Genomic DNA, 16,102 nt, shown 5'->3' with positions numbered 1-16,102 from the left:
GCACGCCAACGTGCAATAGCGCCTGTGAATCCAATGCCGTCAGGCATTACCGATGAATCCATAATCGACGCGATCTGTCAGGTCGATGCATAACGCAAGACACCTCGGTCGGCTCCCTCTCCCCCGGGAGAGGGCTGGGGTGAGGGGCCGCCGTTGCAACGGCTTACAAGGTGTAGGAAATCCCGACCTGCACCGTTCTCGGCGCACCCGGATAGGCGTAGACATTACCGAACGCGCCCTCTTCATAATCCCGGTCAAACAGATTCTTCACGTCAAGATTGAGCCGCACTTTCTCGTTGACCTTATAGAAGCCGAGCAAATCGACAACCGTGTAGCTGTCCATCGAGAAGGCAGTATTGGCGGTTTGCCCGGCGCGCTCGTCGACATATTTGAGCCCGGTACCCAGACCCAAGCCTTTAAGCGCGCCGTCCTGAAACTCATAGACGTTGAGCAGGCTGAAGCTGTTTTGCGGAATGTTCATCAGCCGCGTGCCCGAGCGGATCACGTTGTCTTTGGTCACTTCGGCATCCACATAGGCGTAGCCGCCGATGACGCGCCATTCTGGCGTGAGGTTGCCGGCGACGTTCAGGTCGAAACCACGGCTGCGCACTTCCCCGGCCGCCACACTGAAGGTCGAGTCCACCGGGTCGGTGGTCAGCACGTTGCGTTTTTCGATCTGATAAATAGCCGCGTCGACGCTCAACTGCTGATCCAGCGCTTCCCACTTCACGCCCATTTCGTAGGACTTGCCTTTCTCTGGGGCGAAGCCTCCGCCCGTGCGGCTCGCGCCGGTGTTGGGTTTGAACGAGCGCGCGGTGTCGGCATAGACCGCCAGCGTGTCGGTCAGGTCGTAGGTCACGCCGAGGCGCGGGGTCACCGCGTTGTCACTGGCCTGCCAGTTTTTGCCACCCGGCACGTAGGTTTCATAGTCGTGTTCGAATCGCTCGAAACGCGCCCCGGCCAACACTTTCAAGCGTTCGGTCAACGCCACCTGATCCTGCACGAATGCGGCATAGGTCTTGAGGTTTTCCTTGTCGTGGGTCGGCGTGCGGGTCAATGCCGGACGCGGTTGACCGTAGACCGGATCGAAGATGTCGATCGGGTAGGCGCCGACCGCGCCGCTGGAGCGTTGAATGATCGACTTGTAGTCGTAATCTTCATATTCGATGCCGGTCAGCAAGGTGTGCTGAAGGCCACCCGTGCTGAAGTGACCGGTCAGATTGAGCTGGGTGTCCTTGTCGGTCCACTCCAGTTTGCGGTAGTTGAAATTGCGTCCCAGGGTTCGACCGTCATCGGCAATGCCGTTGGCTTCGATCGCATTGCCCTCAAGCGAACCGTCGAGCCACTGGAAGCCACCGCCCAGCGTCCAGTCATCATTGAGCAGATGTTCGAAACGAAGCTGCGCCATGTTGTTGTCGTTGTGCAATTTGCCGGCGTCTTTTTCGCCGAAAAACGTATCCCGCGAGGCGGTGCCGATCTGCTTGGGGTAACGCGTCACGCCGCGATCCAGCGGATGATTGTTGCGCATGAAATCACCCTCGAAGATCACTCGGGTGGCATCGCTGGCCTGCCAGGTCAGCACCGGGGTCACGCCGTAGCGTTCGGTTTCGACGTGATCACGAAAGGTATCGCCGCCCTCGCCCACCACGTTGAGTCGATAGGCCAGACGCCCCTCCTCGTCCAGTGGGCCGGAGGCGTCGAGGGTGCCGCGCTTCATGCCTTGATCATTCAACTGACTGCCGACAGTCACCGTGCGCTCGGCCAACGGCTGCTTGGACACGACATTGAAGGTGCCGCCCGGATCGCCACGGCCGTAGAGCATGGTTGCCGGCCCGCGCAGCACTTCCAGACGCTCGATGGTGTTGGCGTCGGGCATGTTCGGGTAGCCGCGATTGATCGGGAAGCCGTTGCGGTAGAACTCGCCAGTGGTGAAGCCGCGTACGGTGAACGTGGTCAGGCCCTGCCCGCCGAAATTGTTTGCCCGGCCTACGCCGCCGGCATAGTCCAGTGCATCTTGCAGACGCGTGGCGCCGAGGTCTTCGACCGCATCCTTGGTCACTACGCTGATCGATTGCGGGGTTTCATGGATCGAGGTGTCGGTACGGGTGGCACTGGCAGAACGCGTCGCGCGATAGCCCTGCACCGGGCCATCGGCCCGTTCGTAATCCGCCGTGCCGACCACGTCGGTCGCCTCCAGCTCTAGCGCTGAGTTTGTTGAGTCGGCCTGTTCAGCCCACGAGGACGGGGACAGCGCTTGCAGCACACAGATTGAAAGCAGAGTTCGACGCATGAAATCACAACCTTACGAATAGGCCAGAACGAAGGGCAAAACCGCCAGCAAAGCGCCGCGGATGGTATACCAAGCGTTCCGTTATTGAAACTTATTCCCATTCGTATGTTTGTCCGGCCGAATGCCGATACGTATGTCATCCATTGCGTCGCGCAAAAATCCTGGTCAAACGCGCAAAAGCCGCTTCGTCATCGCCATCGATGTTTCCAAAGATTGCCCGGTGCGCTGCAGCTTGTTGAGCAAACTGGCGCCCAGCCACAGCTGATACAGGGTTTCCGCCAGATGCCGGGCATCGCCCTCGGGCAAGCTGTTGTCGGCCTGACCCTGCTCGATGCACTGGGTGATACGCGCTACCACTTGCTCGGCACCATCGCGCAATGTGAGGCGCATCGACTCCGACAGGTCGGCGACTTCGGCACTGAGTTTCACCACCAGACACTCATCGCCGTGCCCTTCGAGGGTGCAGCGGTTTTGCCAGCCCTGCCAGTAATCCATCAACCGCTCGTAGGCGCTCAGCCCCGGCAGCGTCAGGCGCTGCTCCATGTCGGCGAGGTAGCCGACGAAGTAGTCCGCAAGCAACGCCTGGCCGTACAGCTCTTTGGATTTGAAGTAGTGATAGAACGAACCCTTGGGCACACCGGCGGTTTGCAGGATCTCGTTGAGGCCGACACTGGTGAAGCCCTTCTCGGCCATCATCCGGTGGCCGGTGTCGAGCAAATGTTGGCGGGTGTCGTCGTAGGTCGGTTTCATGGGGGCGCAAATTACCAGGCAATAGACCAGTCGTATTTTCGGAGGAACGGAAGTTTGCCATACCTGTCGATGAAAAACCGCAGGATAAAAAATTACTAGACGACTGGTCTAATTGGAATCTATGCTGCGCCCCGACAAACGTTTTCTGACCGGTGTGGCCGATGGGCGAATCCTTCGCTCAATCGAAGACACCTGATCGACTCAAGGTGCTCTATGAAAATCCTGATGGTTTTGACGTCCCACGATCAACTCGGCAACACCGGCAAGAAAACCGGCTTCTGGCTGGAAGAGTTCGCCGCGCCCTACTACGCCTTCAAGGACGCCGGCGCCGACGTCACCCTGGTTTCGCCCGCCGGTGGTCAGCCGCCGCTGGACCCGAAAAGCGATGAGCCAGACGCGCAGACTGCCGAGACTGATCGCTTCCGCAAAGACTCCGCCGCGCAACAGGCACTGGCCAACACCGGACGCCTGGCTGACGTCAGCGCTGATGATTTCGATGCGGTGTTCTACCCGGGCGGCCACGGCCCACTGTGGGATCTGGCCGAAGACAAGCAGTCGATCGCGTTGATCGAAGCGTTTGACCGCGCCAACAAACCCCACGGTTTTGTCTGCCATGCGCCGGGTGTATTGCGTCACGCCCTCAGCGCTGACGGCAAACCGCTGGTCCAGCATCGCCAGGTCACCGGTTTCACCAATGCCGAAGAAGAGGCAGTTGGCCTGACGGACGTGGTGCCGTTCCTGATCGAGGACGAGTTCCAGCGTCTCGGTGGTTATTACTCGAAAGTCGCTGACTGGCAGGTGCATGTGGTCGCCGACGGACAATTGGTCACTGGCCAGAACCCTGCAAGCTCTGCCGCTGTTGCTAAAAAGCTTTTGGAAATGCTCGGCTAAAACCCTGCAACCTCATCGAACGCCGGGGGCGTATCACCCGGCGTTATTTTTTCGCCCACCAACTAGTCGACTGGTCTAATAAACCCATAGACAAGGTAATCCATGAATAGCAGCTCGTTCTTCACCCCGGCCAGACTTGGCCATCACACCCTCAAAAACCGTATCGTCCTGCCGCCCCTGACGCGTCAGCGCAGCACCCAACCGGGCAACATCGCCAATGAGCTGATGGCCGAGTATTACCAGCAACGTGCCGGCGCCGGTCTGCTGGTCACCGAAGGCACGCAGATCGAACCTCGCGGCCAGGGTTATGCGTGGACGCCGGGCATTCATACCGCAGAGCAAATCGCCGGATGGCGCAAAGTCACCGAAGCCGTACATGCCGTGGACGGGGTGATTTTCGCCCAGTTGTGGCACGTTGGCCGTGTCTCCCACACCGCGTTGCAACCTGACGGCGCGGCCCCGGTTTCCGCCTCCGCCGTGGCCACCGAGCGGGTCAGCGTGTTTATCGAAACCGCGCCCGGCGCCGGGGAACTGGTCACCCCGTCGGCACCGCGCGCACTGAGCACCGATGAAGTTCAGGAGTTGGTTCAGCTGTACATTCAGGCGGCGCGCAACGCCATGGACGCGGGTTTTGATGGTATCGAATTGCACTGCGCCAACGGTTATCTGGTCAACCAGTTCATCTCGGCTCACAGCAACCTGCGCGACGATCAGTACGGCGGTTCGCTGGACAATCGCCTGCGCTTTTTGAAGGAAGTGGTGGCTGGCGTCGCCGAGTGCATCGGCAAGGAAAAAGTCGGCGTGCGTTTCGCCCCGCTGTTCACCACCACCGATGAAGCGCGCACTTACCTGGGCATGGTCGAGGAAGATCCGCACGCCACTTACATCGAAGCGATCAAAATCCTGCAAGACGTCGGCATTGCTTATCTGTCCATCGCCGAAGCCGATTGGGACAACGCGCCTGCGATGCCACAAACGTTCCGTCAGGCGGTGCGCGACACCTTCAGCGGCGCGATCATTTATGCCGGGCGCTACACCGCAGAATCCGGGGCGCAACTGCTCGAATCCGGGCTGGCAGACTTCGTCGCTTTCGGCCGTCCATTCATGGCCAACCCTGATCTGCCGGCGCGCATTGCCAATGACTGGCCGATGAATGCACTGAACCCGGCGACGGTGTATGGCGGCAATGCCGAAGGCTATACCGACTACCCCGTTTATCCCGGCTAAGCCTTTCCTCGCGGCGTCAAGCGCTCCCGCAACAGCGGGAACGTTCATCCTAGTCGGAGTGCAAGCCCTTGTGGGAGCGAGCCTGCTCGCGAAAGCGGCGTGTCAGTCAGCCAACATGTTGAATGTGACGACGCCTTCGCGAGCAGGCTCGCTCCCACAGGGGAGATCTGAATATCACGCAATTCACCGCACAAAAACCTATACACAAACTACAATCTGTACAACTATCTGGACTTAGCACTCAAACGTCCACTCGGCAGCCTGCTGCTCATTACGCTGAATCCGTGAAATGAACAAAACCCATCGGCTGTGCCTCGTTCTGGGTGACCAGTTATCGTTTGATCTGGCGTCATTGGCCAGTCTGGATCGCGACCACGACCGTGTGTTGCTGGTCGAGGTCATGGAAGAAGCCAGCCATGTTGCCCATCACCCGCAGAAGATCGCGCTGATTTTCAGTGCCATGCGTCACTTCGCTCAGGCACTGAAAGAACAAGGCTTTCACGTGCATTACGTGACCCTCGACGACCCGCACAACAGCGGCTCGGTGCCCGGCGAATTAATGCGCTGGCAGGCACTGCTGCAAGCGCAAGAATTGCACCTGACCGAATGCGGCGACTGGCGTCTGGAGCAATCGCTGAAAGATTGTGGCTTGCCGATCCATTGGCATGCCGACAACCGTTTCCTGTGCAGCCGCGACGAATTCCGTGCGTGGGCCGCTGGCAAAAAACAGCTGCGCATGGAGTTCTTCTATCGCGAGATGCGCCGCAAGAGTCGCCTGCTGCTCAACGGCGACGGCACCCCGGTCGGTGGCGCCTGGAACTTTGACGCCGACAATCGCAAAGCCCTGCCGAAAACCGTCAAGCCGCCCTACCCGGCTGGTTTTACCAACGACGCAATCACCCTCGAAGTCCTCGCACTGGTCAAGGAACGCTTCGCCAGTCACTACGGCAGCCTGGATGATTTCAACTATCCGGTGACGCATGCCGATGCCCAGGCATTGTGGGCCTGGTTTCTCGACTACGGACTGGCGGGCTTCGGCGATTATCAGGACGCCATGGCCAGCGACGAACCGTTTCTGTTCCATGCCCGCATCAGCGCCGCGCTGAACATTGGTTTGCTCGACCTGCGCCAACTCTGCAGTGACGTGGAGTCTGCCTATTGGTCAGGCAACATCGCGCTGAATGCCGCCGAGGGTTTCATCCGGCAACTGATCGGCTGGCGCGAATATGTGCGGGGCGTTTACTGGCTGCAGATGCCGGAGTACGCCGAGGGCAATGCCTTCGGTAACACACGGCGCTTGCCTGAGTTCTACTGGACCGGCGACACACAGATGAACTGCATGCGCCAGGCCATCGGTCAAAGCCTCAGACACGCCTACGCCCATCACATCCAGCGCCTGATGGTGACCGGCAATTTCGCCCTGCTCGCCGGCATCGCACCGAGCCAGATCTGTGAGTGGTATCTGGCGATTTACATGGACGCTTTCGACTGGGTCGAGCTACCCAATACCCTCGGCATGGTCATGCACGCCGACGGCGGTTACCTCGGTTCCAAACCTTATTGCGCCAGCGGTCAGTACATCAACCGGATGTCCGACTACTGTCGCGACTGTGCCTACTCGGTGCGCGAAACCACCGCTGACAATGCGTGCCCTTTCAATGCCCTGTACTGGCATTTCCTGATGCGCCACGGTGACCTTCTGCGCGGCAATCAGCGCATGGGCATGATGTACAAAAACCTTGATCGCATGCCGTTGGAAAAACAGCAGGCTTTGTGGCAACGCGGGCAAGGGCTGCTCGACAGACTGGATCGCGGCGAATCGTTATGAAAACGTCTGCATCCCTGGCCCGCGTGCAACTTAAGCATGAGGCCTCGGGTCAATGGCTCACAAAGCTTGTGAAGCAGAGTGTTTGAAACCCGCCAATTGAACGCAAGCCAACCATCAACGCATAAAGGGTGGACATCCTGAAACAGCTTACTCGCGAGGAGCTTGAGTCTGAGGTCACGCGCCTGCGTCTGGCCGTCAAGGCGACCTGCGACGCCGTCTGGGACTGGGATCTGAAAACCAACCAGGTCGTCTGGAACGACTCGCTGCAACAGGCCTATGGCTACGCGTCCACAGCCATAGAACCGACGTGTGACTGGCGGTTTGCGCAGATTCACACGCAGGATCGCGCGCGCGTGACAACTTCGATTCGCTCGGCAATTGACGGTTCTGGCACGATCTGGAGCGCTGAGTACCGCTTCCTCTGCCACGATGGTTCATACGCCGAAGTGCTTGATCGCGGACATCTGATCCGCAGTGCCGATGGCAAAGCCGAGCGCATGATCGGCGCGATGCTCGACCTGACCCGCTCGCGCAGTGCCGAAACCGCATTGCGTCGTAGCGAAGAACGCTTCAGCACCATTCTGGAAACCATCGAAGCCGCGTTCGCCATCGTCAAAGTCAAATTCGACGCCGACGATCACCCCATCGACTATTACTTCGTCGAAGCCAACCCGGCGTTCGAGCGTCAGGCCGGGGTCAACCTGCGGGGCAAGTGGGTCACCGAGTTTGCGCCCAATCTGGAGAAATTCTGGTTCGAGACTTACGGCCATGTGGCCAAGACCGGCGAGCCGGCCAACTTCGAAAACTATGCCAACACCTTCGAACGCTGGTTCGATGTGCGCGCCGTCCGTGTCGGTGACCCGGCCGATCGGCAGATTGCGATCTTCTTCAGCGATGTCACCGAGCGCCGCGATGCGCAAGAGCGTTTGCGCATCAGCGAGGCCGTCGCCCGGGAAAACGTCGAGCGGGTACAACTCGCCCTGGCCGCCGGCGCCATTATCGGCACCTGGCATTGGCACCTGCCCAGCGATCGCTTCAGCGTCGATGAAGCCTTCGCTCGGGTTTTCGACCTCGATCCCGCTTGGGGTCTCGACGGTCTGAGCCTGGAGCAAGTGGTGATGAGCGTTCACCCGGATGACAGGGCTGGACTCACGGCGGCAATCAACGAAGTCATCGCTCGCGGCGGTCCCTATTCGCACCAATACCGAGTGCGCGGCGCGGATGGCCAATACACCTGGATCGAAGCGAACGGCCGCGTCGAGTGCGCTGAAGACGGCACGCCTTTACGCTTTCCCGGTGTGCTCATCGATGTCGAAGACCGGCGCAATGTCGAAGCCGAGCGCGACCGGGTCACCGCCGCGTTAAAAGCCCTCAATGACACACTGGAACAACGGGTCTCGGCGCGCACCGCAGAACTGATGCAGGCCGAAGAGAAACTGCGGCAATCGCAGAAAATGGAAGCGGTCGGGCAACTCACCGGCGGTCTGGCCCATGACTTCAACAACCTGTTGGCGGGCATCTGCGCATCCCTTGAGCTGATGGAAAAACGCATCGGCCAAGGCCGGCTGAACGACATCGACAAATACATGTTGATCGCCCAGGACGCGGCCAAACGCGCCACCGCCCTGACCCATCGCCTGCTGGCCTTCTCCCGCCGGCAGACCCTCGATCCACGGCCAACAGAGGTCAACGCGCTGATTGCCGGCATGACCGAACTGATCCAGCGCACCGTCGGCCCGAGCATTAACTTGAAAACGGTCGTAGCCGCCGATTTGTGGCCGGCTCTGGTCGATGCCAGTCAGCTGGAAAACGCCCTGCTCAACCTGTGCATCAACGCCCGCGATGCGATGCCCGATGGCGGCAGCATCACCGTCGAGACCGCCAATCGAACGCTGGATGCGGAATCGGCGCGTGTACGTGAAATGCCCGAAGGGCAATACCTGTGCCTGTCGGTCGCCGACACCGGTACCGGTATGAGCGCCGAAGTAATGGCCAAGGCCTTCGACCCGTTTTTCACCACCAAACCGCTGGGCCAGGGCACGGGCCTTGGGCTGTCGATGATCTACGGTTTTACCAAGCAATCCGGCGGGCAGGTGCGGGTGCAATCGACCGTGGGTCAAGGCACCACGATGTGCGTTTACCTGCCGCGCTATCTCGGTGAAACGCCGCGCAATCACGATGACGCACAAAGCTCGGCAACCCTGCAGGCCAAGCCCGGCGAGACCATTCTGATTGTCGACGACGAACCCACCGTTCGCACGCTGCTCAAAGACGTGCTGAACGACCTCGGCTTCAATCTGCTCGAAGCCGCTGACAGCGTCGAAGGGCTGGAGGTATTGCGCTCCCGCGCGCACATCGATCTGCTCATTACCGACGTCGGCTTGCCGGGCGGCATGAACGGCCGGCAGATGGCCGATGCGGGCAGGCAAATCAGACCAGAACTGAAGACCTTGTTCATTACCGGCTACGCGGAAAACTCGGTGATCGGTAACGGTCAGCTAGGTCCGGGCATGCAGGTGCTGACCAAACCGTTTGCCGTCGACACACTGGTGTCACGGGTCAATGGTTTGCTGTCCATCGACATCGAATGAGGGCTGCCCAGGGGCCGCCATGAACCTGTTGCGCCCCGCCGTCTTCGCTTGATACAGCGCCTGATCGGCGCACTCGATCAGCCCCTGCACCGGGTGCAGATGCGTACCGCGCGCGACAGCGATGCCGATGCTCAGGCTCACGCGGCCCACGGGACTGGTGGGGTGGGCAATGTTGGCTTGCTGCAAGCGCTCGATAATCAGCTGCGCAACTACTTCGGCCCCGTCAATATGGGTGTCAGGCATGATCACGGCGAACTCTTCGCCGCCATAGCGCGCCACCACGTCCGATGGCCGCCGCACACACGCATCCAGCACGCTACCGACGGCTTGCAGACAGATGTCGCCGGCAACGTGCCCGAGCGCGTCATTGAACCGCTTGAAATAGTCGATATCGATCATCAGTAACGCCAGCGACGAGCCGTCGCGCTTTGCCCGCCGCGCCTCTATGGCCAGGGTTTCGTCAAAGCTGCGCCGATTTGCCAACCCGGTCAGCGCATCCTTCATGGCCAACAGTTCCAGTTGCCGATTGGAACCGAGCAACTGCTGCTGAGCGATGCGCAGTTCGCCTTCAACCTGGGTCCGGCGACGGATATCGAGGATCAAGCACCAGCCAATCAGACCGGTAAGCCCCAACAACCCCGCCACCACCACCGCCGACAACAGCGCCTCGGTTCGCCAGGCTGCGAGCGCTTCGCGCTTGCCGATGGCGACCGTGGTGATCAGCGGCAATTTTTCACTTTTGCGGAAGGCGTAGAGGCGCTCGACGCCATCCAGGCTGGAGGAATAAGACGCGGTGCCGACCGATTGATCGACCAGATATTTGGCGTAGATCGGCGATTTGGAAAAGTTGCGACCCATATCCTGCTCGCGGAAAGGATAGCGAACCAGCAAGGTGCCGTCGGTATAGGACAAGCCGATGGCCCCGTCCTGACCGACGTCGAGTTTGCCGAACAGGCGCAGAAAGTTTTCCACGCCCAGGGTCACGGCGACGACCCCGGCAAACTCGCCGTGATCATCATTGAAACGGCGGCTGACGGTGATCACCCATTCCTGATTGGAACGGCTGCGGATCGGTGGGCCGATAAAGGGTTCGCGACTCGGGTCGTCACGATGATGAATGAAATAGGCCCGGTCACTGCTGTTGGCACCCGCCGGAATCGGCCGGTTCGACGACATCAGCCAGTGACCATGGCGGTCATAGATGGTGATACCGCTCAGCTGTGGCATCAGCGGCTGCTGGCGGTTGATCAGCGCACTCAGGCGCTGAATCTGCGCGGGGCCACTGCCTTCTGTTTCCAGGCGTTCGACCAGCCCGAGCAGCAGCAGCGAACTTTGCCGGACGATACCCTCGGAATAGGTCTCGAGTGCCTGGGTCAGGTTCAGCCCGTGCACGTTGACTTCCTCCAGCGCGCGATCGCGCGAAGACAGCACTTTCCAGATGGTCAGCGACGCCAGAGAGCAGCCGATGACCAGCAGCAAGAGGGTGACGAGGTGGGTATCACGCTTCACGAAAGTACCTAATGGAAAGTCCGGTTTCCCGTTCCGGCCGTTACTGATTCAAGGCAATAACAGCGGTCGTATCTCCTCGACCGGCGCAAGGATACAAGTAGCGCGTCGAACGCGCAGCAACCATGTGACGGAACGACGTTTTCAGGCCCTTGGCGCTGTTTCGCAACGACATGGCAGCGGCCTGCAACTTATATTCGTGGCCACAGGTCATTAGGCTTGCTGAGGTTGAATCCATCCGCAGACCTCGAACATTGAAGACACTGCCGTGGCCGCTGATCTGGATCGCCGCAACAACCTGTCTCTGGACAGCCTGAATTTTTTCCTCGCCGACGTGCGCGACGGTCTCGGCCCCTATCTGGCCATTTACCTGTTGGCGGTGCATCACTGGGAGCCGGCCAGCATAGGTCTGGTCATGACCATCGCCGGGGTCGCCGCGCTGATCACCCAGACACCCGCCGGCGCCTGGGTCGACAACAGCCGGCGTAAACGTGCATTGATCGCGATCGCGGCACTGCTGGTGACCGGAAGTTGCCTGCTGCTGCCCTTCGTGACTTCCTTCACGTGGGTGGCGTTGACGCAAACCCTGAGTGCGATGGCCGCTTCGATATTCGCCCCGGCCATTTGCGCGATTACCCTGGGCATGACCGGGCCACGGGCGTTTACCCGCCGAACCGGGCGCAACGAAACCTTCAATCATGCTGGCAATGCCTGCGCCGCCCTGCTGGCCGGTGTGTTCGCTTATCTGTTCGGCCCGGTGGCGGTGTTCTATCTGATGGCGGCCATGGCGCTGGCCAGTGTCATCGCCATAGCCTGCGTGTCGCCGCAAGCCATCGACCATGATCTGGCACGCGGACTCGATCCCGCCGACGCCGGGCATCGCCAGCCTTCCGGTTTATCCGTGTTGCTTGGTAACCGGTCACTGTTGCTGTTCGCCATTTGCTGTGCGCTGTTCCACCTGGCCAATGCGGCGATGTTGCCGTTGGTGAGCCAAAAACTTGCGCAAGCGAATTTGCAGATGGCGACCCCGCTGACCTCCGCCTGCATCGTCGCCGCGCAACTGGTGATGGTGCCGGCGGCATTGCTGGTCGGAGCGAAAGCCGATCTGTGGGGGCGCAAACCGCTGCTGCTGGCCGGTTTTCTGATCCTGCCCTTGCGTGGTGTGCTCTATACGCTGTCGGACGATGCCTATTGGCTGGTCGCGGTGCAGATGCTCGATGGCGTCGGCGCGGGTCTGTTCGGCGCCTTGTTTCCGATCATGGTCAAAGACCTCACCCAAGGCACTGGTCACTTCAACATCAGCCTTGGCGCACTGACGACGGCCTTCGGACTGGGCGCGGCACTGAGCAACGGCCTCGCCGGGTTCGTTGTGCAGGAGGCTGGTTACAGTGCAGCGTTTCTGACCCTGGCCGGTATTGCGGCGGTGGCGGTTGTGTTGCTCGGGGTCGGGGTTCCGGAGACTCAGCGCAGCGGTCGTCAGGCTGAAAGCGGCGTGATCGAGGCCAGCGCTGAATCCTCAGCGTAATCCATATCCCTTCCCTGCCCTCTCATCGCCGCCATCTCGTGTCTGCGCGGCGTTGAAAATCCAGATTCAGTGGATCAGGCAAGCAATCCAGAGGAATGCACTACGACGCTGAAGAGCCGATAGAGAGAATGTTCGTGCACAGGATCAGACGAATAAACCCTCAATCGCAAGGACATTCCAGTGAAAGGTTTTTGCTTGGCCTTCGGGCTGCTCTTCAGTACTTTTTCAGCCATGGGAGCCGATATGTCGAACGGCGCAGACAACTTCTACACCAGCGATAAAGTGACCGTGGAAAAGGTCACCTTCAAGAACCAGTACGGGATGAAGGTCGCAGGCAATCTGTTCAGCCTGAAGAACCTAGATCCACAGTCAAAAAATGCCGCGATCATCGTCGGCCACCCGATGGGCGCGGTGAAAGAGCAAAGCGCCAATCTCTACGCGACCAAAATGGCCGAACAAGGCTTCGTCACGCTGTCGTTCGACTTGTCCTTCTGGGGCGAAAGCGAGGGCCAGCCACGCCAGTCGGTTGCACCGGACATTTATGCCGAAGACTTCAGCGCGGCGGTGGACTTTCTCGGCACTCGCCCACTGGTCGATCGCGAGCGCATCGGCGTCATCGGTATTTGCGGCAGCGGCAGCTTCGCCATCAGCGCCGCCAAGATCGACCCACGTTTGAAAGCGATTGCCACCGTCAGCATGTACGACATGGGCGCCGCCAACCGCAATGGCCTGAAGCATTCGCTCACGCCAGCGCAACGCCAATCCATCATTGAACAGGCGGCGCAGCAGCGTAACGCGCAGTCCTGGGGCGGCCCGGTCCGCTACACCGGCGGCACACCGCTCAAACTCACCGGCAACGCCGTGGGTGACGAGTTCTACGACTTCTACCGCACCCCGCGTGGTCAGGTCACTCCGGCCGGCGCTTCGCCGCAGACCACCACCATGCCGACGCTGATCAGCAATGTGAAGTTCATGAACTTCTACCCGTTCAATGACATCGAGAGCATCTCCCCGCGCCCGCTGCTGTTCATTGCCGGTGCTCAGGCGCACTCCCGCGAGTTCAGTGAAGACGCATACCAGCGCGCGGCCGAGCCCAAAGAGCTGCTGATCATTCCTGGGGCCGGCCATGTCGACTTGTACGACCGGGTCAACCTGATTCCCTTCGCCAAATTGACCAGCTTCTTCAGCCAAAACCTGAAGTAACGCCATCGCAACGCTGCCAGCGCTTTAAAGCGCAGACACGACAAAAGCCTGCTTTTCAGGGCAGGCTTTTGTTCGGTCGCGCAGGCTTACTTTTGCTGAGCGGTCAGCGCTGAATAGCTGTTCATCAGGTTGCGATAGTTAGGGATCCGCTGCGACAGCAGATTGCCCAGCCCTTCAATATCGTTGCGCCAGTCACGGTGCAGCTCACACGCCACCGAGAACCAGTTCATCATCTGTGCGCCGGCCTGAGTCATGCGGCTCCATGCGGCTTGTTGCACGGTGGTGTTGAAGGTGCCCGACGCATCGGTGACCACAAACACATCAAAGCCTTCCGCCAGCGCCGACAAGGTCGGGAACGCTACGCAGACATCCGTCACCACACCGGCAATGATGATCTGCTTGCGCCCGGTGGCCTTGATCGCCTTCACGAAGTCTTCATTGTCCCAAGCGTTGATCTGGCCTGGGCGAGCGATGTACGGCGCGTCCGGGAACATCTCTTTCAGTTCCGGTACCAGTGGGCCGTTCGGGCCTTGTTCGAAACTGGTGGTGAGGATGGTCGGCAGTTCGAAGAACTTCGCCAGATCCGCCAGAGCGAGGACGTTGTTCTTGAACTCGTTTGGCGAGAAGTCCTGGACCAGAGAAATCAGGCCGGTCTGGTGGTCGACCAGCAGCACGATGGCGTCGTCTTTGTTCAGGCGGTTGTAGGTTGGAGTGGTCATGGTCTGCGTCCCTTTTCAATGTTGGAAGTTGTTGTTGCGTTCAAGTTGTGTACAGGTTACTGACGCATCGAAAAGGGATAAATCGGTTGAAACGCGTTTCACCGTCAACCTGAACGGGACAATTCGCCACCGGAATCTCGGCGTTTTCACCTTCGACCCAGCAGAGTCGCGGTTATTAGCTAATAACACCTTCATTAAACCGTCGCTCAAACGTTGTACTAGGATAGGATCCAAGTCTGCGGTATTTCGTCGACCAAGGAGATCGTCGACGGCGCTGCAGACGTTTTTGAATTAACGCCTCTCAGGGATGACACGCATATGAATTCACACTTGTTCCCCCACATCGGCAAGGTCATCGCCAGCACCGGCAGCCGGCACTTTCCGCGCATGCTGCATGACCTGATCCTGACGCAACTGGCGGTGGACGCTACGCACATCCGGCAGATGCGCGTCGAACCGGTCGGCCGCGCATCGAGTCGCAATGAGCCTGAGCCGCAGAAAGAGCCCGCCCTGCTCGCCGAAACAGTGTTTTCCGAACACAGTGCGGCGGCCCACCATTTACAAAATCCGCCGGCCGCGACCAGCGCAGACGCTTCGCAACTGCACCTGACCCGGCGCAAGGACGGCTACCGCTACGTGATTTCGGTGTACCGCAATGGCGAGTCACAGCGTTTTTCCGCGCAGGAGCGCAGCCTGTTGCAGGACATCTCCCCGGTGCTGCTGCCGATGGTGGAAAAACACATCAACGCCCTGCAACCGACCACCCCTGACCCACAAAGCCCACCCGAGGCCGCCGAAGGCAACGGTCTGGAAACCTTGCGCCTGCGCTTTGACGAGCGCCTGGAGCAACTGGGGCTGAGCCTGTCCAACCGTGAAACCGAAGTGTGTGTCGGCCTGCTCGCCGGCCGCACGGCGCCGGAACTGGCTGAACAACTGGCGTTGAAGGTCAACACCGTGGAGAGCTATTTGAAACGGGCGGCGATCAAGTTGGGCATCAGCGGGCGGCATTCGTTGATGCGCTGGATGTATTCGCCGTTGGAGACGTTAGCGTCGAGTGCGGCTTGATACATCGGGATAGTGAGAGTTTCGGTTTTTTGGGTGTGTCAGTGAGATTCCCCCCTCACCCCAGCCCTCTCCCCCAAGGGGGCGAGGGGGAAAGGGAGCCGATCTTTGAGCTTTTCAAAACCTGAGTTCGGCTCGGTAGTTCACGTCGGTGCATCTCCAGCAAACACTGCGGTCAGTTCCCTCTCCCACTGGGAGAGGGTTAGGGTGAGGGCAATCCCGCGACGTGCTCCAATGCCTGATTCACCGCCAATTCCCCCAACATCACCACTTGCGCAATACCCAGCAAGGTATTGCGGTGCGGCCCCTCCAGCATCCCGGCAAAATCACACAACATGACCGAGGCGGATGCCAGCGATTCACAGGCGTTTGCCAGTAGGGATTCGGTATCAATTTGCGGGTTGACCCGGAACATAGCGTTGGGCGTGTAGGGCGTGGCCATGATGTTGGCCGCAGTCACCGGCGGATCGGGTGTCTTGGACATAAGCTCAAGCTCCTTCTGCACAGTGA

Annotated in this window: 12 protein-coding genes and 1 pseudogene; 7 read left to right on the top strand and 6 right to left on the bottom strand. The window is 59.8% G+C overall.

Annotated elements, in window-relative coordinates; all coding sequences use genetic code 11:
• Positions 1-163: 163 nt before the first annotated feature.
• Both L8H52_RS12745 and L8H52_RS12740 read right to left on the bottom strand, forming a co-directional pair.
• On the bottom strand, positions 164-2,290 hold the full coding sequence (locus tag L8H52_RS12745; RefSeq protein WP_242207334.1) for a TonB-dependent siderophore receptor: 2,127 nt from the start codon (positions 2,288-2,290) through the stop codon (positions 164-166).
• A gap of 165 nt (positions 2,291-2,455) precedes the next feature.
• On the bottom strand, positions 2,456-3,040 hold the full coding sequence (locus L8H52_RS12740; RefSeq protein WP_242207333.1) for a TetR/AcrR family transcriptional regulator: 585 nt from the start codon (positions 3,038-3,040) through the stop codon (positions 2,456-2,458).
• 213 nt (positions 3,041-3,253) lie between these two features.
• Between L8H52_RS12740 and L8H52_RS12735 the strand changes: the two genes are divergently transcribed.
• Both L8H52_RS12735 and L8H52_RS12730 read left to right on the top strand, forming a co-directional pair.
• A complete protein-coding gene (locus L8H52_RS12735; RefSeq protein ID WP_242207332.1) occupies positions 3,254-3,931 on the top strand; it encodes a type 1 glutamine amidotransferase domain-containing protein in 678 nt (225 codons plus the stop codon).
• Positions 3,932-4,033: 102 nt separating this feature from the next.
• Complete coding sequence (locus L8H52_RS12730) at positions 4,034-5,158, top strand: alkene reductase (RefSeq protein ID WP_242207331.1); 1,125 nt, start codon at positions 4,034-4,036, stop codon at positions 5,156-5,158.
• A 68-nt stretch (positions 5,159-5,226) separates the two neighbouring features.
• On the opposite strand, the pseudogene L8H52_RS12725 reads toward L8H52_RS12730, so the two are convergent.
• A pseudogene (locus L8H52_RS12725) lies at positions 5,227-5,352 on the bottom strand (metal ABC transporter ATP-binding protein); the annotation flags it as partial.
• A 95-nt stretch (positions 5,353-5,447) separates the two neighbouring features.
• On the opposite strand from L8H52_RS12725, the gene L8H52_RS12720 reads away from it, so the two are divergent.
• Positions 5,448-6,986, top strand: a complete 1,539-nt coding sequence (locus L8H52_RS12720) for a cryptochrome/photolyase family protein (RefSeq protein WP_242207330.1) — start codon at positions 5,448-5,450, stop codon at positions 6,984-6,986.
• A gap of 128 nt (positions 6,987-7,114) precedes the next feature.
• Entirely contained in the window at positions 7,115-9,577 is a 2,463-nt protein-coding gene (locus tag L8H52_RS12715; protein ID WP_242207329.1) for a PAS domain-containing protein, read from the top strand.
• On the opposite strand, the gene L8H52_RS12710 is transcribed toward L8H52_RS12715, so the two are convergent.
• On the bottom strand, positions 9,539-11,086 hold the full coding sequence (locus L8H52_RS12710; RefSeq protein WP_242207328.1) for a sensor domain-containing diguanylate cyclase: 1,548 nt from the start codon (positions 11,084-11,086) through the stop codon (positions 9,539-9,541). The genes L8H52_RS12715 and L8H52_RS12710 overlap by 39 nt on opposite strands.
• A gap of 265 nt (positions 11,087-11,351) precedes the next feature.
• On the opposite strand from L8H52_RS12710, the gene L8H52_RS12705 reads away from it, so the two are divergent.
• Together L8H52_RS12705 and L8H52_RS12700 are read left to right on the top strand one after the other, a co-directional pair.
• On the top strand, positions 11,352-12,608 hold the full coding sequence (locus L8H52_RS12705; protein WP_242207327.1) for an MFS transporter: 1,257 nt from the start codon (positions 11,352-11,354) through the stop codon (positions 12,606-12,608).
• Positions 12,609-12,839: 231 nt separating this feature from the next.
• Positions 12,840-13,811, top strand: coding sequence for an alpha/beta hydrolase (locus L8H52_RS12700; protein WP_242207326.1), 972 nt, complete (start codon positions 12,840-12,842; stop codon positions 13,809-13,811).
• An 86-nt stretch (positions 13,812-13,897) separates the two neighbouring features.
• Here the strand turns inward: L8H52_RS12700 and ycaC are convergent, their stop codons facing one another.
• A complete protein-coding gene (gene ycaC, locus L8H52_RS12695; RefSeq protein WP_007916011.1) occupies positions 13,898-14,530 on the bottom strand; it encodes an isochorismate family cysteine hydrolase YcaC in 633 nt (210 codons plus the stop codon).
• 318 nt (positions 14,531-14,848) lie between these two features.
• On the opposite strand from ycaC, the gene L8H52_RS12690 reads away from it, so the two are divergent.
• Entirely contained in the window at positions 14,849-15,595 is a 747-nt protein-coding gene (locus tag L8H52_RS12690; RefSeq protein ID WP_242207325.1) for a helix-turn-helix transcriptional regulator, read from the top strand.
• A gap of 199 nt (positions 15,596-15,794) precedes the next feature.
• Here L8H52_RS12690 and L8H52_RS12685 read toward each other — a convergent pair whose 3' ends face one another.
• A complete protein-coding gene (locus L8H52_RS12685) occupies positions 15,795-16,076 on the bottom strand; it encodes a DUF6124 family protein (RefSeq protein ID WP_242207324.1) in 282 nt (93 codons plus the stop codon).
• Positions 16,077-16,102: the final 26 nt, after the last annotated feature.

Source organism: Pseudomonas sp. CROZ-RG-20F-R04-15 (assembly GCF_022662375.1).
Taxonomy (GTDB): domain Bacteria; phylum Pseudomonadota; class Gammaproteobacteria; order Pseudomonadales; family Pseudomonadaceae; genus Aquipseudomonas.
Note: the sequence above shows the minus strand (reverse complement) of the source record. Positions and strands in the feature narration are given on the sequence as shown.